The sequence below is a fragment of the Arthrobacter sp. UYNi723 genome (genome assembly GCF_054057635.1).
Window position 1 is genome coordinate 189,983 of the sequence record NZ_JBSRZM010000005.1, and the last position, 20,901, is coordinate 210,883.

The 20,901-nt window shown below is 60.9% G+C and carries 24 protein-coding genes; 10 read left to right on the forward strand and 14 right to left on the reverse strand.

The window, feature by feature from the left end:
- The first annotated feature begins 35 nt into the window (after positions 1-35).
- The 4 genes from ACVWY0_RS06340 (at position 36) to ACVWY0_RS06355 (ending at position 1,466) form a co-directional block, all read left to right on the forward strand.
- Positions 36-512 carry a single-stranded DNA-binding protein gene (locus tag ACVWY0_RS06340; RefSeq protein ID WP_485835925.1) on the forward strand — a complete coding sequence of 159 codons (477 nt, stop codon included), beginning with the start codon at positions 36-38 and terminating at the stop codon, positions 510-512.
- Positions 513-649: 137 nt separating this feature from the next.
- Positions 650-985: a hypothetical protein gene (locus ACVWY0_RS06345; RefSeq protein WP_485835926.1), complete on the forward strand. Its 336-nt coding sequence runs from the start codon at positions 650-652 to the stop codon at positions 983-985.
- Positions 986-1,019: 34 nt separating this feature from the next.
- Complete coding sequence (locus ACVWY0_RS06350; protein ID WP_485835927.1) at positions 1,020-1,226, forward strand: hypothetical protein; 207 nt, start codon at positions 1,020-1,022, stop codon at positions 1,224-1,226.
- Positions 1,227-1,253: 27 nt separating this feature from the next.
- Complete coding sequence (locus ACVWY0_RS06355) at positions 1,254-1,466, forward strand: hypothetical protein (protein WP_485835928.1); 213 nt, start codon at positions 1,254-1,256, stop codon at positions 1,464-1,466.
- A gap of 67 nt (positions 1,467-1,533) precedes the next feature.
- Here ACVWY0_RS06355 and ACVWY0_RS06360 read toward each other — a convergent pair whose 3' ends face one another.
- Complete coding sequence (locus tag ACVWY0_RS06360) at positions 1,534-2,871, reverse strand: ParM/StbA family protein (RefSeq protein ID WP_485835929.1); 1,338 nt, start codon at positions 2,869-2,871, stop codon at positions 1,534-1,536.
- A 60-nt stretch (positions 2,872-2,931) separates the two neighbouring features.
- Complete coding sequence (locus ACVWY0_RS06365) at positions 2,932-3,489, reverse strand: hypothetical protein (RefSeq protein WP_485835930.1); 558 nt, start codon at positions 3,487-3,489, stop codon at positions 2,932-2,934.
- A gap of 374 nt (positions 3,490-3,863) precedes the next feature.
- Here ACVWY0_RS06365 and ACVWY0_RS06370 point away from each other — a divergent pair, with 374 nt between their 5' ends.
- From ACVWY0_RS06370 to ACVWY0_RS06380, 3 genes are all read left to right on the forward strand, one after another.
- Positions 3,864-4,181: a hypothetical protein gene (locus tag ACVWY0_RS06370; RefSeq protein ID WP_485835931.1), complete on the forward strand. Its 318-nt coding sequence runs from the start codon at positions 3,864-3,866 to the stop codon at positions 4,179-4,181.
- A gap of 33 nt (positions 4,182-4,214) precedes the next feature.
- Positions 4,215-4,355: a hypothetical protein gene (locus ACVWY0_RS06375; RefSeq protein WP_485835932.1), complete on the forward strand. Its 141-nt coding sequence runs from the start codon at positions 4,215-4,217 to the stop codon at positions 4,353-4,355.
- 155 nt (positions 4,356-4,510) lie between these two features.
- On the forward strand, positions 4,511-5,605 hold the full coding sequence (locus ACVWY0_RS06380) for a hypothetical protein (protein ID WP_485835933.1): 1,095 nt from the start codon (positions 4,511-4,513) through the stop codon (positions 5,603-5,605).
- A 9-nt stretch (positions 5,606-5,614) separates the two neighbouring features.
- Here the strand turns inward: ACVWY0_RS06380 and ACVWY0_RS06385 are convergent, their stop codons facing one another.
- Both ACVWY0_RS06385 and ACVWY0_RS06390 read right to left on the reverse strand, forming a co-directional pair.
- Positions 5,615-6,328 (reverse strand): hypothetical protein, encoded by a 714-nt coding sequence (locus tag ACVWY0_RS06385; RefSeq protein ID WP_485835934.1) that lies wholly within the window; start codon positions 6,326-6,328, stop codon positions 5,615-5,617.
- 23 nt (positions 6,329-6,351) lie between these two features.
- On the reverse strand, positions 6,352-7,326 hold the full coding sequence (locus ACVWY0_RS06390; protein WP_485835935.1) for a ParA family protein: 975 nt from the start codon (positions 7,324-7,326) through the stop codon (positions 6,352-6,354).
- A 430-nt stretch (positions 7,327-7,756) separates the two neighbouring features.
- Between ACVWY0_RS06390 and ACVWY0_RS06395 the strand changes: the two genes are divergently transcribed.
- Positions 7,757-8,053, forward strand: coding sequence for a hypothetical protein (locus ACVWY0_RS06395; protein ID WP_485835936.1), 297 nt, complete (start codon positions 7,757-7,759; stop codon positions 8,051-8,053).
- Between the two features lie 224 nt (positions 8,054-8,277).
- Here the strand turns inward: ACVWY0_RS06395 and ACVWY0_RS06400 are convergent, their stop codons facing one another.
- Positions 8,278-9,093 carry a hypothetical protein gene (locus tag ACVWY0_RS06400; RefSeq protein WP_485835937.1) on the reverse strand — a complete coding sequence of 272 codons (816 nt, stop codon included), beginning with the start codon at positions 9,091-9,093 and terminating at the stop codon, positions 8,278-8,280.
- A gap of 82 nt (positions 9,094-9,175) precedes the next feature.
- On the opposite strand from ACVWY0_RS06400, the gene ACVWY0_RS06405 reads away from it, so the two are divergent.
- Positions 9,176-9,670, forward strand: a complete 495-nt coding sequence (locus ACVWY0_RS06405; protein ID WP_485835938.1) for a hypothetical protein — start codon at positions 9,176-9,178, stop codon at positions 9,668-9,670.
- 55 nt (positions 9,671-9,725) lie between these two features.
- Here ACVWY0_RS06405 and ACVWY0_RS06410 read toward each other — a convergent pair whose 3' ends face one another.
- The 7 genes from ACVWY0_RS06410 to ACVWY0_RS06440 all read right to left on the reverse strand — a co-directional run bounded on the left by ACVWY0_RS06410 (position 9,726) and on the right by ACVWY0_RS06440 (position 14,180).
- On the reverse strand, positions 9,726-9,938 hold the full coding sequence (locus ACVWY0_RS06410) for a hypothetical protein (protein ID WP_485835939.1): 213 nt from the start codon (positions 9,936-9,938) through the stop codon (positions 9,726-9,728).
- Complete coding sequence (locus tag ACVWY0_RS06415; protein ID WP_485835940.1) at positions 9,901-10,725, reverse strand: hypothetical protein; 825 nt, start codon at positions 10,723-10,725, stop codon at positions 9,901-9,903. Before ACVWY0_RS06415 ends, ACVWY0_RS06410 begins: the two co-directional genes overlap by 38 nt.
- A gap of 17 nt (positions 10,726-10,742) precedes the next feature.
- Positions 10,743-11,171 (reverse strand): hypothetical protein, encoded by a 429-nt coding sequence (locus tag ACVWY0_RS06420; protein WP_485835941.1) that lies wholly within the window; start codon positions 11,169-11,171, stop codon positions 10,743-10,745.
- 5 nt (positions 11,172-11,176) lie between these two features.
- Positions 11,177-11,758 carry a hypothetical protein gene (locus ACVWY0_RS06425; protein ID WP_485835942.1) on the reverse strand — a complete coding sequence of 194 codons (582 nt, stop codon included), beginning with the start codon at positions 11,756-11,758 and terminating at the stop codon, positions 11,177-11,179.
- Positions 11,712-12,716, reverse strand: coding sequence for a hypothetical protein (locus ACVWY0_RS06430; protein WP_485835943.1), 1,005 nt, complete (start codon positions 12,714-12,716; stop codon positions 11,712-11,714). The genes ACVWY0_RS06425 and ACVWY0_RS06430 overlap by 47 nt, the downstream gene beginning before the upstream one ends.
- Complete coding sequence (locus tag ACVWY0_RS06435) at positions 12,713-13,210, reverse strand: hypothetical protein (RefSeq protein WP_485835944.1); 498 nt, start codon at positions 13,208-13,210, stop codon at positions 12,713-12,715. The genes ACVWY0_RS06430 and ACVWY0_RS06435 overlap by 4 nt, the downstream gene beginning before the upstream one ends.
- A gap of 580 nt (positions 13,211-13,790) precedes the next feature.
- Positions 13,791-14,180 carry a hypothetical protein gene (locus tag ACVWY0_RS06440; protein WP_485835945.1) on the reverse strand — a complete coding sequence of 130 codons (390 nt, stop codon included), beginning with the start codon at positions 14,178-14,180 and terminating at the stop codon, positions 13,791-13,793.
- Positions 14,181-14,293: 113 nt separating this feature from the next.
- On the opposite strand from ACVWY0_RS06440, the gene ACVWY0_RS06445 reads away from it, so the two are divergent.
- A protein-coding gene (locus ACVWY0_RS06445) for an IS3 family transposase (RefSeq protein ID WP_485835946.1) occupies positions 14,294-15,441 on the forward strand; the annotation gives its coding sequence in 2 pieces (ribosomal slippage) (positions 14,294-14,567 and positions 14,567-15,441; 1,149 coding nt in all).
- Between the two features lie 349 nt (positions 15,442-15,790).
- Here the strand turns inward: ACVWY0_RS06445 and ACVWY0_RS06450 are convergent.
- Together ACVWY0_RS06450 and ACVWY0_RS06455 are read right to left on the reverse strand one after the other, a co-directional pair.
- The gene (locus tag ACVWY0_RS06450; protein ID WP_485835947.1) at positions 15,791-18,385 is read right to left on the reverse strand and encodes a DEAD/DEAH box helicase; all 2,595 of its coding nucleotides are present in this window, start codon (positions 18,383-18,385) and stop codon (positions 15,791-15,793) included.
- The gene (locus tag ACVWY0_RS06455) at positions 18,382-20,361 is read right to left on the reverse strand and encodes a site-specific DNA-methyltransferase (RefSeq protein WP_485835948.1); all 1,980 of its coding nucleotides are present in this window, start codon (positions 20,359-20,361) and stop codon (positions 18,382-18,384) included. The genes ACVWY0_RS06450 and ACVWY0_RS06455 overlap by 4 nt, the downstream gene beginning before the upstream one ends.
- Positions 20,362-20,901: the final 540 nt, after the last annotated feature.

The following is a 20,901-nucleotide window of genomic DNA, read 5'->3' on the forward strand; positions in this document are numbered from 1 at the left end:
GTGGCGGCCGAATTCACACTCAAGGAGAAATCATCATGTCGAACGCACTCAACAACGGAAACCTCATCGGCCGCCTGGCAGCAGATCCCCGCGCCTTCGCCAACACTGACGGTTCCAAGAAGGTCGTCTTCACGGTCTACGCTGACCGCGCCTACCGCAACGCAGAGGGCCAGACCATCTCTGACGCCATTGCTGTGGAAGCCTTCGTCAGCAACAAGGTCGATGGCCTCGGTCCCTTCGGCCACATTCACCAGGGCGACCTGGTGGCCCTGAGCACCCACATCGAGCAGCTGTCGTACAAGGCCAAGAACGGCGAGACCGTCTTCCCGGCTGCCAAGATCGTCGTCGACAACATCAACTTCCTGGAGTCCCGCAGCGCAACCAACGCCCGTCTGGCCAAGCGCACCGTCGCTGCTGACGCTCCGGCTGCTGAAGCTGCTCCGGCCGCCGAAGAAGCCAAGGGTGCCAGCGCCTACGACAACGACGCTCCGTTCGCTGAAGCTGCTCACTAAGCAGCGTCAGCACAGCACGACCCACAACTGAATAGACAACTCCATACGAGAACCCCGAAGCCGGCCTAGCCAGCTTCGGGGTTCTCGTTTTCGTCGCAGGTTCACCCACAACCAACCACACCTTGAAAGGCAGAGCCATGACACGCTACAGCGAACCCACCAGCCGGCAGGTCGAGAGAGCCCGCGCCATGATCTTCCTCGCGGAAACGAAGAAGGCTCTGCACTGCGAGCACCTTTCGGGACTGAAGTTGGAGCTTGAAGTCCGGACCAACATTCACAACCAGAGCGTCTACCGCGTGCACGCAACCCTCAAAGGGCTCCGGATCGCAGGACCGGAAGGCCGCGACGTCCATCCCGTAACAGGCACACCATTCACCGTTGCCCGCCTGGTCCTCATCGACGCACAGAAAGCCGCAAAGCAGCAGTCCGAGGCCGCAGAAGCCACAGCAGCCAGCCACAAGTCCGCAGCCTAAAGAACCGGGTCACCACATCTCAAGGAGAAGCAAAATGACTCACACTCCAGTACCGACCGTTCCAATTGAGTTCACAGTGGTAGCCGCTGAAGGGCCCGGGCTTACCTGGGAATCGCTCCATGGTGTCATCGCCGCCGCCTTGCGCCACGTTGATCTGTCTGCGCCGCTGTACGTGGCTGCCGACGTCCTCACTGACGAGCTCCTCACGTCACTCAAAGGGGTCAGCCGACCCGCCGCCTAAGCACGAACAAATGAGAGACCACATGCCATGTGCACTCACGCAGCTCCAACCCTTCGCCTCGAAATCGAAGCCGAATGGGGAACCACCGACAAAGGCCCCTGGGACAACAGCCCCAGCTACCGCTTCACCCTGCAACAGGAAACCTCTTCAGGGTGGACATCGCTCGAAACAGCAGAAGGCTTCGTCTGCATCGCTGACGCCGCCAATGCCGCAGCCGAAGTCCTCCGCGGCCTTACCTAGAGCAAACACAAAGAAGCCCTTCCCGGGTCATCCGGGGAGGGATTCTTTTTTCACAGCTGCGGGAGCACTACACAGCAGCTCCTGCGAGCTCCTTGTCCTTTGAGCCCGTGCTGCGCTTACCGGATCGTGAGGCAGCCGGCGCTGCTGCTGGTGCCAGCCCAGCCTTGCGCTCCACGGTCTCGGCCGCAATGTAGAGGCCCTCGCGGTTCAGGTGTCTGGAGTAGGACGAGTCCAGGTACAGCGTCGGGAACGAGTCCTCCGAGTTCATCTCCGTGGCCTTGGCCAGCAGTGCCGGGTACAGGTGCTTCTTCACCGGCCCCGCGCCGCCGCCGTAGACGTATGCGACCTCGGTGGTCGCACCAACAACAGCCAGGACCCGGCCGAACTGCTCAGCGACTTCCTTGGAGAAGAACATCATCTCCTCCTCCACGAACTGGGCGACCTTCTCGTAGAAATTGCGCTTGAGCGGGGAAGCACCAGCCTGCAAGTACTCGGCCAACTGCTTGCGGGAGGTAAAGCCCGAAGAGAAGCCACGGTCTTCCATTGCCTTCAGCGCATCCGTGAGCACGCTGCCGTAGCCCTTGTTGTACGTGGTCGAGGCATCAGCGTTGAACGCTCCTGCGGTGAACACCGGGAAGTTCACAGTGCCCTCGCCGATGTCGATGCCGATCGTGTGCTGAGCGGCCAGCACATCCCCCGAGGTGATGCCCTCCAGGGCCAGGCCGCGGCGGCGAACGTCAGCGAGCATGGCATCCATCAGCGGCTCACCCTTGGCAGTGATCGCATACTGTGCTGATGCGCCTTCAGGGATCACCTGAACATCGGCAAACTTGAGCTTCACGGTGACCGGAGTCTCGAAGTTGTGAACGGTGACCGTGTGCGTGCCCGTCATGAATTCGGCTGCGTAGCTGGTGCGGTGGGACATGTACTCGTTGATCGGCAGGGCCAGTGCCACCCGGACCTGCACGCTCAGAGTCTCATCCGCCGGCGGCAGCGAGCTGTGCACCCGAACGTAGTCACGAAGGGCTTTCGCCGCGAACGCACCCATGACCAGGACCTTGCTTAGCTCCTGCTGGGCCTTGCTGCGGCGTCCGACGACGTCGAACTCGTCAAAGGCACCCTGGGCACTCAGTGCCCGCGTGCCAAAGAGCCTGCGGTACTGGTCTCCGATCAACGGGGATGCGAAGCTCACGTCCAGCTCGTTGTAGAAGTTGCCGTCCATCCGGGCCGGTGCCTCGTTGTCTGCGACCGGCAGCGAATTGGAGCGCGTAATCAGCGCCACGCCGCTGGGTAGGTCGATCTCGTCGACGTTGATGGCGCTGGATGCCCCGGAGCCCCGGATAAGACCCTTGACGTAACCATTGCCAACGTCGATTCCGCCGGTGAGATTGATCGAGATGGTCATGAGGGTGATCCCTTCGTAGAAAGTGTGTGGTGTGGCTGCTGGCTGATCCCGCTGCGGGAGCTACCGCAACGTCGAGAAGATGTCGTTGACTTCGAGCTGGCCTGACGAAGGCTGCTCCGGTTCGGAAGGGACGGGAGAGGAATCGGGCGCTGCGTTCTGCTGTGGTGCTTGCTGCTGTGACGGTGGCTGCGTGCGGGCGAGGACCGGGTCCTCCAGGGCAATGCCCAGGAGCTCGGGGGCCGTACGTTCTTTCTGGCGGAGATCCAGGTCAGCGGGAGCAGCGGCCGGCTGGTGAACAGGCAGCGTCGGGGCGGCTGCGCGAGGTGCGCCTGCCTGCTCTGCTGGATCTGACAGCTCTTCCTCGGAGCCCGCGGGCCTCCCCCGCTTGGGAAGCTGGACCACTGGCCTGTTGATGACATCGACATAACCGTTGCGTTCGATGTTCTCCCGGATCAGCATCCGCATGGACAGGGAAGGATTGTCCTGCAAATCCATCCACGCCAACACTGCCTCGTCGGCTGCGGGGACACTCACACGGAAACGCTGGGGCTGCTGTTTGGCAGCTTTTGCGGCGCCGCCCTTTGCCTTTGACGGTGCTGTGGTCTGAAGATCAGCCATGGGCCCCTCCTCTCATTCTTTGCTCTGACAACGGCCCGATTCTGCTTGTTTATCAGCATATACGGCCGCCACGTGGCAATCAAGCCGTATGGGTCTATATTGGGCCAATAGTGCGCATATCTGAGCATCTACGGGCCGGTTATGGTTATTGCATGACCATACACGGACATTTGCCTTCGCACATACCCGTCGCGCCCGCCATTGGCCCGTTCGTGGTCAGCGTTCGCCCGGAAGTGACCGGGCGGGATACAGCCTGCGCATCCCAGCACAGCTGCGATCGGGAGATCCCCTGCGTCACCACTGCCCGTCTACTGCATAACTACTGCGTCACCAGTCCCCCCACTCCCCCACCACTTGAAGGAGACCCGCGAAAAATGACCGCATTCATCCAGACCGACAACGGTGAGCTGCTCAACGTCGCCGGCATCGCCAAGCTGCACATCGACTACGCCTCGACCAACAACAACGAGAAAGCCGTCTACGCCGACCGTCATCGGATCGGCACCGCTGCCCCGGGCGGCAATCTCCAGAAGCTGCTGGAGAACTTCGCGGTCCGCACTGCCTGCGACAACGGGGTGTTCGGCATCGAGAACGGCTCGATCTACCGCCGCTACAACGTCACCGAAACGAACGCCCAGCGCACGATCCACTACGGTACCGGCGAGAACATGAAATGGGACGAGGATGTCTGACGCGCGCGCCCCGAAGAACGTCCGGGCACTTCCATGAACATCCTTGCGGCCGTCTGTGTCCTCTTTCAGCTGATGCTGTTCTGCCTGCTCCTGACCGGAATTACGCTGATTTTCATTGTCTGGCTCTTCGGACTGCTGCATCAGGCGACGTCGCCCAGGAAGCAGAGAATCTGAACCTTTCAGTCGGGGCCCACGCACCGTAGAACACCCCCCACCGGGATCATCCCGGTGGGGGTGTTCATTTTTCAGTGGAACAACGTTCCCGGCTTACGTGTTTCGTCTTTCGTTTCGTTATCGTCTTTCGTAACAAGGGACGGTAGTATTTGCGCATGACTGAGAACATCACTCAAGAGCGCACCTGCCGATTCCCGGGGTGCCAGCGCCCCGTCATGGCTTCCGTGGCCAGCACCGGCCGTCCTCCCGAGTACTGTGACGATCCCGCACACACCAGGGCGTCCGCCTGGCGCGCCCGACAAGGGCTAAGTGAGGACGCCACCCGCGCCGCCGAGACAAGGCCCGTGGATACCGCCCGCCAGCGCGCCAGCGAGATCACCGGCCAGGTCACCGGGATGATCGAGCACCTCGGGCAGCAGCTGACAACGCTGGTCGAGGAGCTGCGCACCGTAGGAGACCCCGAGGCGGCAGAGGCACAGATCGAATCAGTAGCAAGCGAAGCCGCCGAGCAGGTGGCTACCGCGAACGCCCGGGCCGCCCGTGCCGAGCAGGCTCAGCGCCGGGCTGGCGCCGAGAAGGACGAAGCGGACGCCGCAGCCGAGGAAGCCACCCGAAAGAGTGAAGAACTGGCTGAGGCGCTGTCCGGCGTCAACGCTGAGTTGACCACCGAGCGCGAGGAGAAGAGCCGGCTTGCGTCAGAGCTCGCCGAGGCTCGTGAGGCTGCCGCCACAGAGCGGGAGCGGGCTCAAGCCGAAGCTGAGCAGCTACGCAGGGACCTGGAGTCCACCCGCGCTCACCTGGGACAGGTTGAGCTGGAACGTGATGCAGTGACACAACGGGCTGAGGCTGAGGAACGCTCCCGTGCGGAGGCAGAGCATCGTGCAGGCGCCGCCGAGAGCCGTGCCAGGGCTGAGGAGGCGCGAGCCGACCGCGCAGACGCCGCCACAGAAGAGGCGCGGGGCCAGCTTGAGAGCGCCCGGACCGACGTCGGGCGCGCCCGTGACACAGTAGCCGAGCTGCGCGGCAACCTGGCAACGGTAACCGCCGAACGGGAAGCGGCCAGAGCCGACGTTGAGCGTGAACGAGCCCATGGAGAGCAGCGAGTCCAGGACCTCCACACCACCTACGGCCGCCAAGTCGACCAACTACGCGACGAACTGATCCGGACCCGTGAGACAGCGGCCAAACAACGCCGTACCCCGCGCCAGCGACCCGCGGGCGAAGTCGAGGGCCCGGCTCGCGACACGTAGGGCGGATCGTTACTCGGTAGCCTGCTGTTCCTGTTGGAGTTGCCCCCGGTACGCAGTGAGAACTCCCACGAAGAAAGCATTCCTGTTGTCAGCCGTCCAGGTGCGGGCGAGACTGATGATCACCTGCATGTGGTCTTTACGGAATCGTATTGGCCTGGTCGCGGGATCAATTGACCCACGGGCAAGCTTGGGGATCGCAGGTGCCCGTCCGAAGATGTCGTTGGCCGGGATCGGGCTGTCCACGGGCGCGAAAATCTGGCCGAACCGATTGTCGCCGGCGGCCCAGCTGATCGCGTTCAGGACAATTCCCGGATACGAGATCCCGGTGCTGTCGTGGTGCTCCCCCAGCCACTGGTTCAGGTCCTTGGGCAGGTAGAGCGTGACGTGCCCTGAATGTTCCTCTGCGGCAGGTTCGATCGTCGCTGTGTTCGCTGGAGCGGTGGCGGCAGCAACAGGTGCAGCCGACTGGTCCACGGAGCCGCCCTCGGGCTGCTCGGGCTGCACTGCTGACGCGACCGCCGCAGTATTCGACCCAGGCTCCTGTGGAGCGTCTGGAACCTCCTGTACAGGCTCAGGCACAGCTACAGGGGCTGTTTCAGGTGATATTGCAGGCACTTCAGGTGCAGGTGCCAGCTGTTCGGGCTCAATCGGGGCGGCATCCACAGAATCCGGCACCGGACGCAGGGCGCGCTTCTTCAGGCCACTGAGTGCGCTGAGATCCATCTTTCCCGGACTGGAGGGCATACTCACTTCGCGGCCACCTCAAGGTCCTCGTCAAGCGCTTCCTCCTGAGCCTGGAGCTCGTGGACGATCTGCTCCGTCAGCCGCATATAGTCCTCAGCCAGATTGCCTGCCGATTGTGCGATTCGGGGTTCATCAGAGGTGCTCTTGCCTTTGTTGCGCAGCCGCTGCCAGAACGGTGACTGAGTCGCCGCCCTGGCGGCTAGCTCATGGGCCGCGAGACCACGGAAGCTGGCGTCTGCGTCAGCAGCCACGACGTCGCGGATGCTGCCCTCAAACACAGGCGCGATGCCGTCCAGGGACTCCTGCAACAGAGTCCTGGCCTGCTTGTCCACGTTGGTGGCGTTCGTGGGAATGCCAAAGAGGATGACACCGAGCAGCGAGACGGCTGGATTGTCATTCCGAACGCTGAGGATACGACGGGCAAGAGACTGAAGACCACGGATTGACTTCGGCTCAGGCTTCACCGGAGCCAGAATCCAACGAGAAGCCAACATCGCTTCTTCGATGGCAGTCCAACCAGCCTCAGAAGGAGGGGTGTCGATCAGGACGATGTCGTAGTTCGGGGCGATCTTGGCCAACGTCCGGGCCACTCCCCCACGCATCTTGCCCTGACGGGAGGCGTCTCCCTGGAAGGCGTCCATGAGCTGTGCTGTGAACTTGCCGCCGGCAAGAACATCCAGGCCCGGCCGTACATCCTTGATTGGCGCTGGAACCTTGTCATACCGGACTGCAATGTCCAATGCTTCGCCATGGTCGTATCGGTCATCGTTGATGATGCCAAGGTTGGTCGACGTGTCGCCCTGGGAGTCCAGGTCCACGACAAGCACCCTGTAGCCGGCTTCCGCCAGGAGAGCAGCCAGATTGGTGGTCACGGTCGTCTTGCCAACGCCGCCCTTGCCGTTGGAGATGCAGATGGTGCGTCGCGACGCCAGGAGAACGGCGGGCGACAACGTGTGGGAGGTAGTTGTCGAATCCATAGTGCAAATCCTAAATGCAGCCAATGCAGCTCAGCAGTACATTCGCTGTGGTGTCGCACCAAAGTCACAGTGATCCTACTGTGCACCTGTTCTGCACTGAAGACGCTGTAAGAGTGCAGTAGCTATGCGTTAGACAACCAGCAGGCGCAGACCAGCTACGGAGCATAAGCAAAGTAATCAGACGCTAACGGCGCATTAGCTACATAGCTGAGTCGCGCATTACACGCTGCACTTTGATGAAGAGTTAGCGCAAAAGTTGCGACGTAGTAGAGAGCGAGTAACTACGCACCTAACAACCGCAGTTACAGCGCACCTGAGTCGGGCAGTAACGACGCATCAGAGACGAAGTAAAGAGCGCAGTAGAGAAATCGTGCTGCGTCAGTGCCAAACCTCAGCAGACCAACAGGGGAGCCCGCGTAGCGTTGGGACCATGGAAAGTGTGGATGTCAGCCCAGCGCCCGACGGCGTTCCGCTGTCGTTTGTGCTCCAGGGGCGCACTTGGCAGGTGGCAACAGACGCTGTGCGGTGGTTCGAGCGCACACCCTGGTGGGAGCTGGTCACATCCATCCCGCGGGGACAGTCGTTCAAGATCGACATCGAGGTGTGGCAGCTCCAGGCCCACGAGGGATCGAACGCTGAAGAAGCAGAATTGGTCACGTTCGTTCTGGTACGGGACCAGAACACGGGGGAGTGGACCGTGAGATCCATGAACGACATCTCCACATAAGGCTGTGCCACCGGCCGGAGAATGCTTCTCAGCGAAAAGTGCGACCCGGCAAAGCCGGGTCCGGGAGAGAAAGTGCGAGAGGTACCGGGCTGGACAGCTTCCCCCCATTGGCTCTTGGCACGGACCACCTCCGCTACAACTAAATAGCTCTCAAACAGCGGGAGAAACCCCCTGCGCTTCGGCGCAGGGGGGTTCTTTTTTTCGTTTTGTCCCCCCGGCGCTGGCTACACCTTCGGCGTGAACGTGTTGGCGATGGCCTTGCCGGTGCCGTCCACCATGCCGGTGACGCTACAAAGACTGCTGGCCGTGTCGTAGTACATCTGGACCGACCCTGACTCTGTTGCGGAGTACCAGTGAGTAACGGAAACGATCATTGAGCCAAGGGTTGCGTCCTTGACCGTGTACGTCGCAGACTCGCCGGGCTGAAGCACGAAGTACCCCCGGCTGGGGACGCCCGGCGGTGGGGCCCAATCGTATTCACCGTACGTTTCGATGGCGGCGATCTGCCCTTTGCTGTCCAGTCCGTCCAAGTCGGGAACGTCGTATTCGGAAATCTTGATGGCAGCGCTGGTTCCGTTGTGGAGCGTACCCCGTCCGACGACGGTGACTTCATTGGGAAGAGTTGAGTAAGGCCATTCGAAAGTGATGGAGTCCAGACCCGCGGTCACGGCACCGGAAGGACAGGTTGCCCGCGGCGGGGCAACCGACGCGCGGGGAGCAGCGGGAACGGCCGGGACCTGTGCCTGAACGGTTTGGGGGATCTCGGGGGCATATGCAGTCGGTTCCGGGGCCGTGTGGCTTCGTGCCGTTGTTGGCACAGGAACGGCAGAGGCGGTCCTGGGTACCGTTGTCGGGCGAACCACCTCAAGGGATGAAAAAGCCGTCGGGCGCGTCGTTGGTACGGTCTTCTGCGACGCGGAGCTTCGTTCCGATTCAATGACCCCGGCGAAGATGGCAGCAAAGCCGACCGCTACAACCACAATGGACGCCAGTGCGATCAGCGTGATCTTCAGAATGCGGTTCATCCGCCGTGCAGCCATACGGGAAGTGTACGCAGTCACCGGCAAAGCCGGTTCCGGGGGAACCAAGGCAAGCAGCTGCCCTCTACGAAATGAGAAGCCCATGACACACAGATCCCCGGCCACTGACACTTTGGCTGAACTGACGCCCTACGACACCGGTGACCGCCTGGAGCCACATCCCTGGCCCCGGAATACGCCCGAGGACTACGGCAAGGTCGACTTCGACGACGAGGAAGGCGCCACTGCGCTGACGCTGCACGTCGACCGCAACAAGGACGCCAGCGGCGGCTATACCCTCCACATCGAGAACGTCAGCGTCGGGCTGACCGTGGAAGGGGACGAGACAGCGCCCATGATCGAGGCGCCCTCCAAGGAGCTGCAAGAGCAGGTGCAGCACATCATCGCCGGCCTCCGCACACCGATCGAGCAGGAAGAAGCCGAAGTCTTTTGGAACTACCGGCAGGCGGTCATCATCGTGCCTGGCGAGCAACACCTGCGCGAACAGCAGGTCATCATGGTCACCGAGGGCGGGGGAGTCCTCTCCGCCAAAGTGGGCGACTGGCGCAACGGTGTCAGGGACACCAGGATCGACTGAAACGAAGAAGCCCCATCCGGGTCATCCGGGTGGGGCTTCTTTTTTGTCTGTGTCCCTAGTGGGTGATCAGAGGGTTTTGGTCAGCTGGGTTCGTTCTGATGGTCGGCGGCAGTTTCATGCCAGCCAAACGCTTCACAGTGATGGAGGTCGGCCTGTGAAGCTGTTGATCAAGAGTGACCTTCAGACGGGCCGCAAGGATTTCGCGACGCAGCGTATCAAACACCTGGTCCTTACGCTTCGGATCGTACTTCCTGCGAATAGTCGCCATCTTCTTCCTCCTTACTGTCCTTCATATTATTATCTGGACTCGATGAATCGTCTACGGGTGCTGTCGCCCGGGGCCGGCGGAACCTTCCAAGAAGCCCGCGGAATCTGCCAGGAAGCCCGCCGAACCCGCCTGGAGGCTCTGAGGGCTCAGGATCATCAAGAACCTCTTGCTCGTCTTCCTGATCGTTTATGGCTCGGTAGTGCCTAAGAACGTTCTCCATGTCCTCGACTGAGATGTTCTTGGCTTGCTCTTTGAGGTGCTCTAGAGCGGCAACATCTTCCGGGCCAAAACTCATCAACGACAGCAGTTCTTCGTACGTGAGGTCTTCCTGCTCACTGGCGTCCTTGATGAGCTGCTCGATGTCCTCGTCCTGCATCTCGGTGTCCGTGCCTTCCCACACCGCATCCAGAAGCTCTTTGTCCTTGGGGCCTGCCAGTTCACTCTGGGCCAGGAGATCGAGCATCCCGGCGCCATAGGCGTACATTCGTGGATCGTCTGAGGCTGCGGCTTCCAGGGCCCATTGCGTGCGCTTCCACCATTCACTGCGGGCGTCAGCCTGGCGCTTCTGATTCAGACTTCTGGCGTTGCTTTTCACGCTCTCTTTCAAAGCGCGTTGCTGCTGATTCAGGTTCTTGTAGCCAACAACGGCGGCCACGATAGCGGCTGTCAGAGCTGCGAAGGGCGTGAGCGCGGCGATGTTGGCGAACACCGACGGTTCCGCAGGCGCCAGATGCTGTAGAGCGGCAATAACCTGGTCGGCTATGTCCTGTATCTGTTTTTCATCCATCGGTTCGTAGCCTGGGGCTAGCTCTCATCCAGGATCTTGGCGATGGCCCTGAGTGCTTCAGGGTCTACTGGACCCAGCGCGCGAGCGGCGAAGTTGCGCACTTCTGCACGCCGCAGGCTGCGCAGCAGCTCCAGCTCGGCTTCCACCCGTTCGGGGAGCTTGCCGTCTTCCTGGATCAGGTACTCGGGATCTACATCGAAGACACCGGCGATGGCCCGCAGTGCATCTTCAGGGACGACTTGTTCTTTACCGGACTTGAGGAGGGTCCACCTGGTGCGGGAGAGGTAGTAGCCGGCTTCCTGCGCAGCGTCCCGGATCTCCGGGTACTCGAAGGGCTTGCCTGTATCGGACATGATGACGTCCAGAAGAAGATTGATCTTCCTGGCAAGCGTTTCAGCCCGTCGTATGCCCGCAGCACGCTGCGGGGAAAGATCAAATTCGTTCACGAAATTCAACTCCAAGTAGTGGCCACGAGAAAGCAGCAGAAAGTTGCCAGCCCGAGTGATGCGCCGGACATCGCCTCCCGCCAGGTGTGTTCCCCGAGGGACACCCGACTGATAAGCATTATTGGCGATAATAGCAATAACGCAGACCAGCCACTCCCAAAGTTCGCGATTATCCACAGAATGCCGAAAGAAATCACGGACACATGTGCGGACACGTTGAGCCAGCGGCGGAAGAAGATGAGGCCAGCATTGCCCACGAACAGTGCTCCGACCGTGGCGGGAACCGGCGCCGGTACAGCGATCAGATAGCAAACCACTGTGCCCACGAACATCAGCGCGGCCACGAGGCTGGTCCGCCAGTGATCAGCAATGCCGCGGTCCCGGAACAGGGTCTTGGTTCGCTTGTAGATGAGCCCCGGGACTACAGCGATGCCCAGCAGCAGCACTGTGACGCTCAGCAGATCCAGCCCGGCTTTGATTCCGGAAAGGACAACCACGACCGCCAGCACCAGGGCCGGCGGCAGGAACTTTGAGACGTAGCTAGACGCGAGCCGCGGTATACCGGGTCGTTGATCCGTGATGTTCAATTCTCTTGCCTATCTCGTCAATCATTTGGGTCTCCTGCGCGGAGAGCAGATCGGGGTCAAGCACCCTGATGTCGCCGATGAAGATGAACCAGCGATACACCTGGACCTTGGACGTGCGGGCCTTCAGGTCGATATTGGCGGCCTCCATCGACCGCTTGCCCTCCGGGGTCTGGATCAGCCGCCGCACAATGGGCCGCAGCGAATCCAGGGCCTTCGCTCGCTGGCTCCGTGAGGCGAAGGCGTCTTTGATCCGCCCGTAGGACGGCAGCATGAAGCCCAGCGCGAAGCCGAGGATCGTCAGCGCGATGAGTACGCGGTAGGCGAGATAGAGCGCGGACATGTAGCCGGCGTGGACTTCCGCCAGTTCCAGCCCGATGAGCAGCATCTTCACGGAAATGGCCAAGAGACCAGCCAGGCATCCCAGGCTGAGGATCTTGAAGCCGATCGCGAAGGATCGGGATTCGCCGCTGTTGTCACGGCGCAGACATTCCACACCCGTGTATCCCAGGACGATCGCTATCCAGGCGAAAAAGGTTGCCGAGTACAGGGCAACAGTGGGAATTGAGCCGAACGTGTCAGTGAAATTGGTCGCGGAGCCCTGGGTGCCCGAGACAGCGAGAAGCACCACCTGCACCGCGGACAGCACCAACCCCGTCGCGAACAGGATCTTGACGTGCATATTGGAGCGGCCGGCCCGGCCGCTTGCCTGGAGCAGCAGGCGGCTCAATTCGGTCATGCCCGCCCCCATGAGCAGGTGGACGAGCAGATTGAGGATGTTGACGCTCCCCAGGAGGGGATCGACGGCCAGGTACACCTCGTCGATGTTCAGGGTCGCGCCCATGGCCACCATTGTCATCGCCGGAAGAATGCCCAGCTGCCAGCCGAAGCGCAGGCCAATCAGCCGGATGGCCACTACGATCCACAGAACCAGAGCCGGCAACGTTTGCAGGGAGATCATATGAAGGTTCGCTCGAATTCGTTGGGGCTCTGGGGTTCTTTCGGCAGAAGCGCCAGGCACAGCAGATAGGCAACGCGCTCAGCGGCGCGTTCGGTGTCGTTCCAGTCCAGGGACCGGGCCAGCATTCTCTTGATGCCCGTACGGCCGCCTATGTGTTTGAAAATCGAGGGCATGGTTACTTCCGGGCCGCCACAGCCGTCGTGCCCCAGGAGCATGTGCCCGAACTCGTGGCACGCGGCGTGGATGCGGTGCAGCTTATGGTCGCCGGAGGGCAGGAGAATGATCGACTTCGTATCCTTCTCCACCCACAGACCCGTGACCGTGGGGATCAGGGAATTCTCGATGTCCTTGAGCACGATCGGTTTTCCGTGAGCCTCAGTGACAATAGCCAGCAGCTCCTCGAACGTGACGTTCTCGCCCAGGTTGAGTGCCTCGACAACCGCTTCGGGCGTTACCCGCTCCCCGCTGGGAGGTTTCCTAAAACGCACAGACATGTTTCCCCCCAAACTCGGGTCACGCATGTGCCACGCATGAGTGAGTAGACTGGTCCCCAGAAGTTTATCCCAGAGTCTTGAGTATCCAGACTGACATGTGTTCCGCCCAAGCATCTAACCGGTGCACGCGCAGCACCAAAAATTCATCTGAGATCCGAGCGCAATAGGTTGAGAACACAACCATGAAGTGACCCTAAGAGGCACTCAGTACAGCATCGCGCCAGACGCGGTCGCCAGAACCCCCTGCCCTACGAGGAAGCACCACAGTACGCGGGGGAGTGGTGGATGAACTCGCCTGCCTGTGCTTGACCTGTATCGTCATTCGGTGAACGAAACTATCAACCGATTTAGGTTGACATAATCGCTGTTATCGGTAGTTTACTATCACTTATGACCGTGGAGAATCGTTCCGTTCACTCTTCTCGGTTGACGTGGTTTCCGCCTGGGAACTCGTGGTCGGACAAGTGGCGCAAGCGGCTAGGCTGGGAAACAGAGAAGCTTAGGATGTTCCTCTAAGAAGTGGCGGGCCTTGTTCCTTCGGGAAGCAAGGGTCGCCACTTCTGTGTGCGCCTGGACGCTGTCAGGCGCCGGCGCGATCCAGGAAGCCGGAGTGCTTGGGATCTGTCGGTTCGTAGGCCAGGTCGGCGTCTTCATCTATGAAGGCTGCCGGGCGTGCAGATCGGTAAGAGTCCAGCTGCCTCTGATACTCGGCTTCAACAGCGCCCTCGAACAGCTGCTCTGCGAGGAACTTCCCGAGATAAGGTGCCTGGTCGGCCGTGAGTTCGCCGACCGTGTCTAACGCCTTCAGGACGTTTTCATCATTCGCGGCGGCCTGCTCTACGAGTTCGCGGTCTCCTTCGCCCCGGAGGTCCTCGAAGGCTTCAAGGCAATCTGCAATGGCCTGGCGGCCGGCAGCCGCGCGCTGGGCGGAAGTCGTTACTGTCGGTGCGGCGGCTGTTGTGGCGGTCATGTGTGCGGCAAGTGAAGAACCCTGCACCGGTGCTGGTTGGGTCCCCAGGTAGAAGTCCAGTGTTTGTGTGAGTTTCGTGTCCGAGAATGGACACAGGAGGAAATTCACGAATCATGGCACGCAGACACACCCCCGAGCAGGTCATCGCGAAGGTCCGGCAGGGCCAGAAAATGCTCAATGACGGCCACCCGATGGTCGAGGTCATCAAGGAGCTCCAGGTCACCGAGGCGACCTGGTACCGGTGGCTGACCCAGTACGGGTCCGAGAAGAACGCCGAGGCGTCCAAACGGACGAAGGAGTTGGAGAAGGAGAACGCCCGGCTCAAGCGGCTGCTGGCGGAGAAGGAACTGGCCATCGACATCCTCAACGAGGTGGCCAAGGGAAAATTCTGAGCCCCGAACCCCGCCGCCGTGCCGTGCGCATGGCGGTGGAGAAGTTTGGGGCTTCCGAACGCTTCGCCTGCAAGGTCATCGGTCAGAACCGGTCAGCCTTCCGCAAGAAGAAGCCCGACATGGGCTTCGAGGAAGCACGGCTCCGTGCAGCTTTGCGCGCCGTCGCGGTGACGCACCCGGCGTGGGGATGGCGGAAAGCCCGCTGGCACCTGCTCGCCCAGCCGGAGTGGGCTGGCGTGGCACTGAACAGGAAGCGGGTGCGCCGGCTCTGGCGCGACGAAGGACTCACCTGCAAGCCCAGGGCGCGGAAGAAGCGGCGGACCGGGCCCGGAGCCGGGGAGCAGAAGCGTCTCACGGCCGAATATCCGATGCACGTGGTCAGCTTCGACTTCCAGTCCGATGTGACTTCCTGCGGCCGGCACATCCGCTTCTTCAACGTCATCGACGAATACACCCGCACCGCCCTGGCCATCATCCCGCGCAGGTCGTTCAAGGCCGCCGACGTGGTCGCGGTACTGGAGAACATCATCGCCGAAACCGGCACCACCCCGACCTACGTCCGGTGCGACAACGGGCCCGAATTCACCGCGGCCGCGCTGATCGACTGGTGCAACACCGCCGGCGTGGACACCGCCTTCATCGACCCGGGATCACCCTGGCAGAACGGCTTCATCGAATCATTCAACGCCCAGTTCAGAAGGGAACAACTCGCCGGAGAAATCATGGACACCATGGCCGAAGCCAAGTATTTGGCCGAGGAATGGAAAGCTATCTACAATCATGAACGGCCCCACGGATCCCTGAACGGCATGACGCCGAACCACTACTGGGAAAACTGGACGCAAGAGAACAAATTAGCTATCGCATAGACGCTGGACTGCTAACGGGGGCCCAATCAGTGCCACGCACTGGCTCTGCCGCCGCTTCCAGCGGAGTGCCTTCATGGAGCTATTGTGCGCCGGAGGGGCCCACACCGGAAGTGATGCGGGCTTTGCCGGTGGGCAGTTCGAGGTGTGGTCAGGGCTTCCCGGAACGGTCGATCGGGGTGTGCTCCAGGCTTGCAGGCGCTTCTCGGCGAACTCTTTAGTCTTAGGTCACCAGCGAGTTTGCTCGTCAGCATCCGATGGGGTCACTGTTTCCGGGCATGGGAAGCCGTGGGTCAGGGTGCGACTGGACTCGGGTAACCTCCAGCAACCAGCCTGAAAACGAAATCCTCTACTAATAAACCCCGCCAAGCTCACGGAATAGCTGCTCGATGGCTTCCTTGGATGTTGCCTCGGCCAACTTTTTCTCTAGAGTGTCGTCGGTTTGGCCGGATAGCTGGATGGCCAGCAGTACGCCCCCAGCGTCCTTGATGACAATCGCAGCTCGGCGGAAATCCCCATCGTGCTCTCGGACGTACCGCGCCAAGGCAGCCCACTTTGGTGCAGTGTCCGCCAACGAGTGATTGTGCGGGTCCACCAGGTCGATGGCTACCCCGTCATCACCGTCATCGTGGAAGAACAGAAAGTCCGGGTATAGGTTTTTGGACACCTCGGAATCCAGATAGTGCACAGACAGCGCGTGGCTGCCGCCAACAGGGTTCCGGTACCAGCCCAACAGCGTGCCAGAAGCTTGCTCTGCTTCCAGGACACTCTCCTCCCATCCGGTGAAGGTGTCCGGGAACAGCTTGGTGTCTGGCAGCGCGTAGAGATGATCCGCATATAGCGGGAGCTCCTCGACCAGCCCGGTGTCCTTGTTCAGGATCTCTGTTTTCTGGGAGATCGTCTCCGGCATACCGAGGGGGTTGGTCAATGCCGAACCGATGGGGGCGAAGATGGTTTCAAATTCGTGGCGTTGCGTCGGCTTCAGGCGGGCCACCGAGCCGGCCGTGTTGCGCCGCCAGGATTCCACGCGCGAGCCGCACTGGGCTTCCAGCGCTTCCCGTGCTTCGGCGGACCGTGCCAGGGCGACAGTACGGACGACCACCTCATCCCACTCCAGTTCCCCGGCGATAACCAAGGAGGTGCTGTACCAGGCTGCGGCGGCGTCGGGGAGCCGTCGTTTAGCCTCCTCCAGGAGCTGACGCAGGTTTTTCTGGCTGGTAGCAGCCGTACGTGAAATGGTCCCGGTGTTGGCGCCGCTGTACTGGTCGAAGGTGGCCATTTCAAAGCTCACTTCGAGCAGTGAAGCAGCGACCTTGTCGATGGCCACCCTGTTCTGGCTGAACACAGAGGCAAGGGTCTCCACGACCACGTTGCGTGATTCCTCGGTGTAGGAAGACCCTCCGGGGTGCTCGAAGTCGGAGTTGTCCAGCAGAGTGCCCAGTCGCACCAGGCGATTCACGTTCGAGCTGAACCGGCGTACCGGCTTCTGCTCCCGAGTCAGCCCAGCGATGGCACCCCAGACGGCTTCAGTAACATCCGGATTTCGCGTCATCCGCTTGGGATTCAACTGCACCGGAACCTCGATGTCCGCCGAATCCATGAAGGATTTCACGACCATCGCCACTTCAACCTTGTTGAAGTGCGGCAGGTAGAGATCCACCGCATTCAAATCGTCGAATTCCGGCTCTTCGATCTTCTTGGCCAAGGGGTTCCGCACCATCCGACCAATGAGCTGGGCGATCTGCGTGTGTTCCTGCGCGGTCCGCAGCGACACCATGACCTCGGCCCTGGGGCAGTCCCAGCCGGTGGTCAGTGCCTGCTTGAAGATCACCGCACGCAGATTCCCTGACTGCGAGATCGAGGTCGGGGCAATGTACTGGACCACCCTGGGCATCTCGACACCGCTCAACCAGGTGGTGGTCGTGATGGGTGCGTGCTCGCCGAACGAGTGGGCCACGGAATCTGCGTCGTCAAAAGCGTCGGAGGCGTCGGTGAGTGTCTGGACGATCTCGCCGATCTTGGCGGCCGACGTTAGGTCCGGAACCTGGATGGCCAGGAGCGGCACCGGATAAGACGAAGCGCCCGTGGCACGGGCCCATTCCTGCCACTGCCGGTCGGAACGGTCCAGGTCAGCTACAGCCTGACGAATCAGGGTGTCATCGCTGGGCTGGTCGTCCACAGCGTAGCTGACGTTGATGCGCTCCTTGATGAGACCGGAGGCGCGTACCTTTTGGACATCGGCCACCACTTGCACCAGGGAACGACCGGAGGCACCGCGCATGGCCTCCTCAAATTTCTTCGGCGTCGCCGAAAGCCCGATCACGACGGGCGCCGGCGGGTTCACGATCGTGCGGAAAGTGTCGTTGCCTCCCGGCACCTCGATGGTGGCGCCGTCAAGGATTCGTCGCAGGATCGTCGGCCGGCTCCGGTCTGTGGCTCCCCGGTGGGCCTCATCGACCAAGATGATGAAGCCGCTGCCGCGTTGCTTGATGGTGTTTCCGATGGTTTCCCACAGCGAATACCGGCGCCCGTCGCCAGTCTGGATATGACGCGTAGCGCCGGTTCCGAGCTTTTGGACGTTCAGGAAATAGATGAGCCCGGGGCTGAACTCAGCCTGGTCGAAGCCAGCTTCGACGGTCCGGAGCATGTTCATGTTGATCCGGTCCGAGGACGCCTTGATCTTCTTGCGGGACTGCTCGTTGAGTTCCGCATCATCGGTCAGCCACAGAATGGTGGTTTCCGACCGCGGTTCGGAGTCCTCCCTTCCGAAGAACAATCCCTCCAGAACAGCCGATGCAATCACAGTCTTACCCGCGCCGGTCGGAGCACTGATGCCGATCGCCGTCTTGCGATCACTGTTGGAGCGGAGCCGTTGGGCGGCAATGCTGATTTCGTTGAGCGCTTCCTCAACAACGTCGGCCTGGTAGTCGGCAAGGGTGAAATTCACGAATCGCTCCGGTTGATCTGGAAGGCGTCAAGATAGGAGCCATAGATGGGCTCAACGGTGATCTCGTCGCCAAACGCCTCCCCGGCGAGGTCGCCCTGCTCGGGAGAGTCGGTGATGATGAAGACGTGTTTGACCCGGTTCGGTTTGGTGGCAAGGACCTCTGCCAATTCAGTTGCCTTCCCGGCATCAAACAGGACGGCCATCGAGGACTCCTCGTTCCATTCATAGGCTGAATCTTCGGTGCGTTGCACCACGGTGCCCACTGCGCCGGACTTCAGCCAGAACAATGGCGCGAGGCGTTCGTACTCCAGAGCTGCGTGGACACGGCTCTCCTCCAGATAGGCGAGCTCAAGGAACTCCACGTTGGCTGGCAGACCATCAGAGTAGGTAGAGCCGTCCTGGCGCACTCCTGTAACGACTGTCTCGACGCGCGGCTTGGTGACGTTGTGGAAAACGCCCTGGGCTTCGTACTCGGCGGAGCCCGGGCCGTGGCCGGCTTTGCGCAGCGCGGCGTCATCCTTGGCTGACAGTTCATTGTTCGTGACGAGAATGCACTGGCGGGCGCCTTGGTCCTCGGCGTTGAGCCGGATGACGGCCTCGGCGGTTGTGCCCGAGCCACCGAAGAAGTCGAGGATCACGGCGTCTTTGGGGGCCACCATGCGGAACCAGCGCATGAGGACCTCAGGGTCTTTGGGATTGGGGAAGCGTTTGTCTCCAAGGATTGTTTCAAGACGCTTTGAGCCAGGCATTCGAGTTTGCGTAAAAGTTGGGTAGGGAACTTGGGAGCCCTGGTCCCGGAGGTATCGTTTGAAGCGCGGTGCAGTCTTTTCGTCTGAACCGAAGAGGATTTTCCCTTCCTCAATCAGCTTGTCCATTGCGTCGCGCGAGTAGCGCCAGCCATTTGCATGTGCTTTGACAGGCAGGCCAGAGACGGGATGAGCTATGTCGTATCGAAGCGTCGGCCGGGGGTTGGGGCTCGTCAAATCAGTCGGCTGATACGCCTCACCGTTGTCATCAATCTGGTCATATCGAAAGACTGCTGGCTCAAGCTGTCCTTTTAGTTTCCTCAGAGCAGACCGGAAAAGACTTGTCGCAAGCTGTGTATCACCATCAGCCTGCGCCCACGCCGCGGCTGCTGCCTCTTCGGAAAGTTCGATTCCGAGTTTAGACTCCAACCAACGGGTGTCTGCGTCGGTCAGTGCACTCTCGCTTCTGGAGTACGCGAGCATGTAATCCACGCCACCTCCCGTGTACCGGGAATCATTTTTTCCACTTCCCTGCCAGATGATGTTGGCAAGGAAATTGTTGTCGCCGAAGACCTGGTCCATGAGCATCCGCAGCCGGTGGTGTTCCTCGTCGCCGATGGCCACGATGATGACGCCCGTGGACTTGAGCAGCTTCTTGGCAAGCGTCAGCCGGCGTTCCATGAAGCTCAGCCACTTCGAGTGCCTGAAGGTGTCCTGCTCTCCGACGTAATGATCGTTGTACTGCCAAGTCTTGTTGCCCGTGTTGTAGGGCGGGTCGATGTAGATCAGATCCACAGATTCACGGTGGGTGTATCCAAGCATTTCGAGGGTGTGGAAGTTCTCTCCGTTGATCACCACATGGGCGGGATCTTCGGTATTGCCGGTGCGCACGGAACCCACGGTCTTCAGACCTGGGAAGACCACTTCACCGAACTGCCGAGCAGCGGTTACGTTCGAGAGCTTCTCTTCGATCACGTTTCCGTGCTCGTCTGCAAGAGTCACAGCGTCGCCGCTGATGGCACGGACCTTGTGGAATGTGCCGTCCGCTTCGCGGATGACTGTGCGACCTCGGCGAACCTGGGCCTGGGGCATCCGAATGCCTTCTGGAGAGTGCCGTTCAAAGACGAGCCCGAACTTCTTGGTAGTGCGCTCGAATTCGGCCTTCAGCCTTGCTCGGAGCCCTTCGTCCGTCACCTCGTTCAAGTAGACCTCGAACATGCTTTTGGACATGACACTCCTAGAAAATCGCCGCGGGCACGGGCACCAAGTCTCATTTCTATCAGCAAACGAGGAGGGTACCGGTCAGCCGCAGAGTCACTGGTGCAAATGTCGCACTATTCCGGTCGGCGGGTGGCGCACCCGCCCGGCCACATAGTGGCCACTTTGTAGCCTGATTCTTACCGCCGTGGTCCCACCAGCCCATTTAGGGTCACAAACGGCCTATTTTGGGCCGAAAGTGGCCGCAATCTGGTCGGCTGAATCAGCTGTAACCAACAGCGGGCGGTTTGTGGGCAATTTCTGACCATCGGCGGGCCAAACACTGGCCGATTCCGGGCTAACCGCGCTATTTCGCGCCTGGCGGCGCTGGTTCTGGTGTACTGCGCTGGAATCGCGGTGTTACTCGCCCTTTCACTGCCCGTTGCTGGTCATTCCTGGGCGCAAGGTGGCCACAGTTGTCCAGAAGATTGCAGCCTGTGGGCTGCATTTTTTTCATCACCGGCACTCTGACGAGCGCCATGCTGGGCTGGATGCACGGTGCTAAAAGGAGTG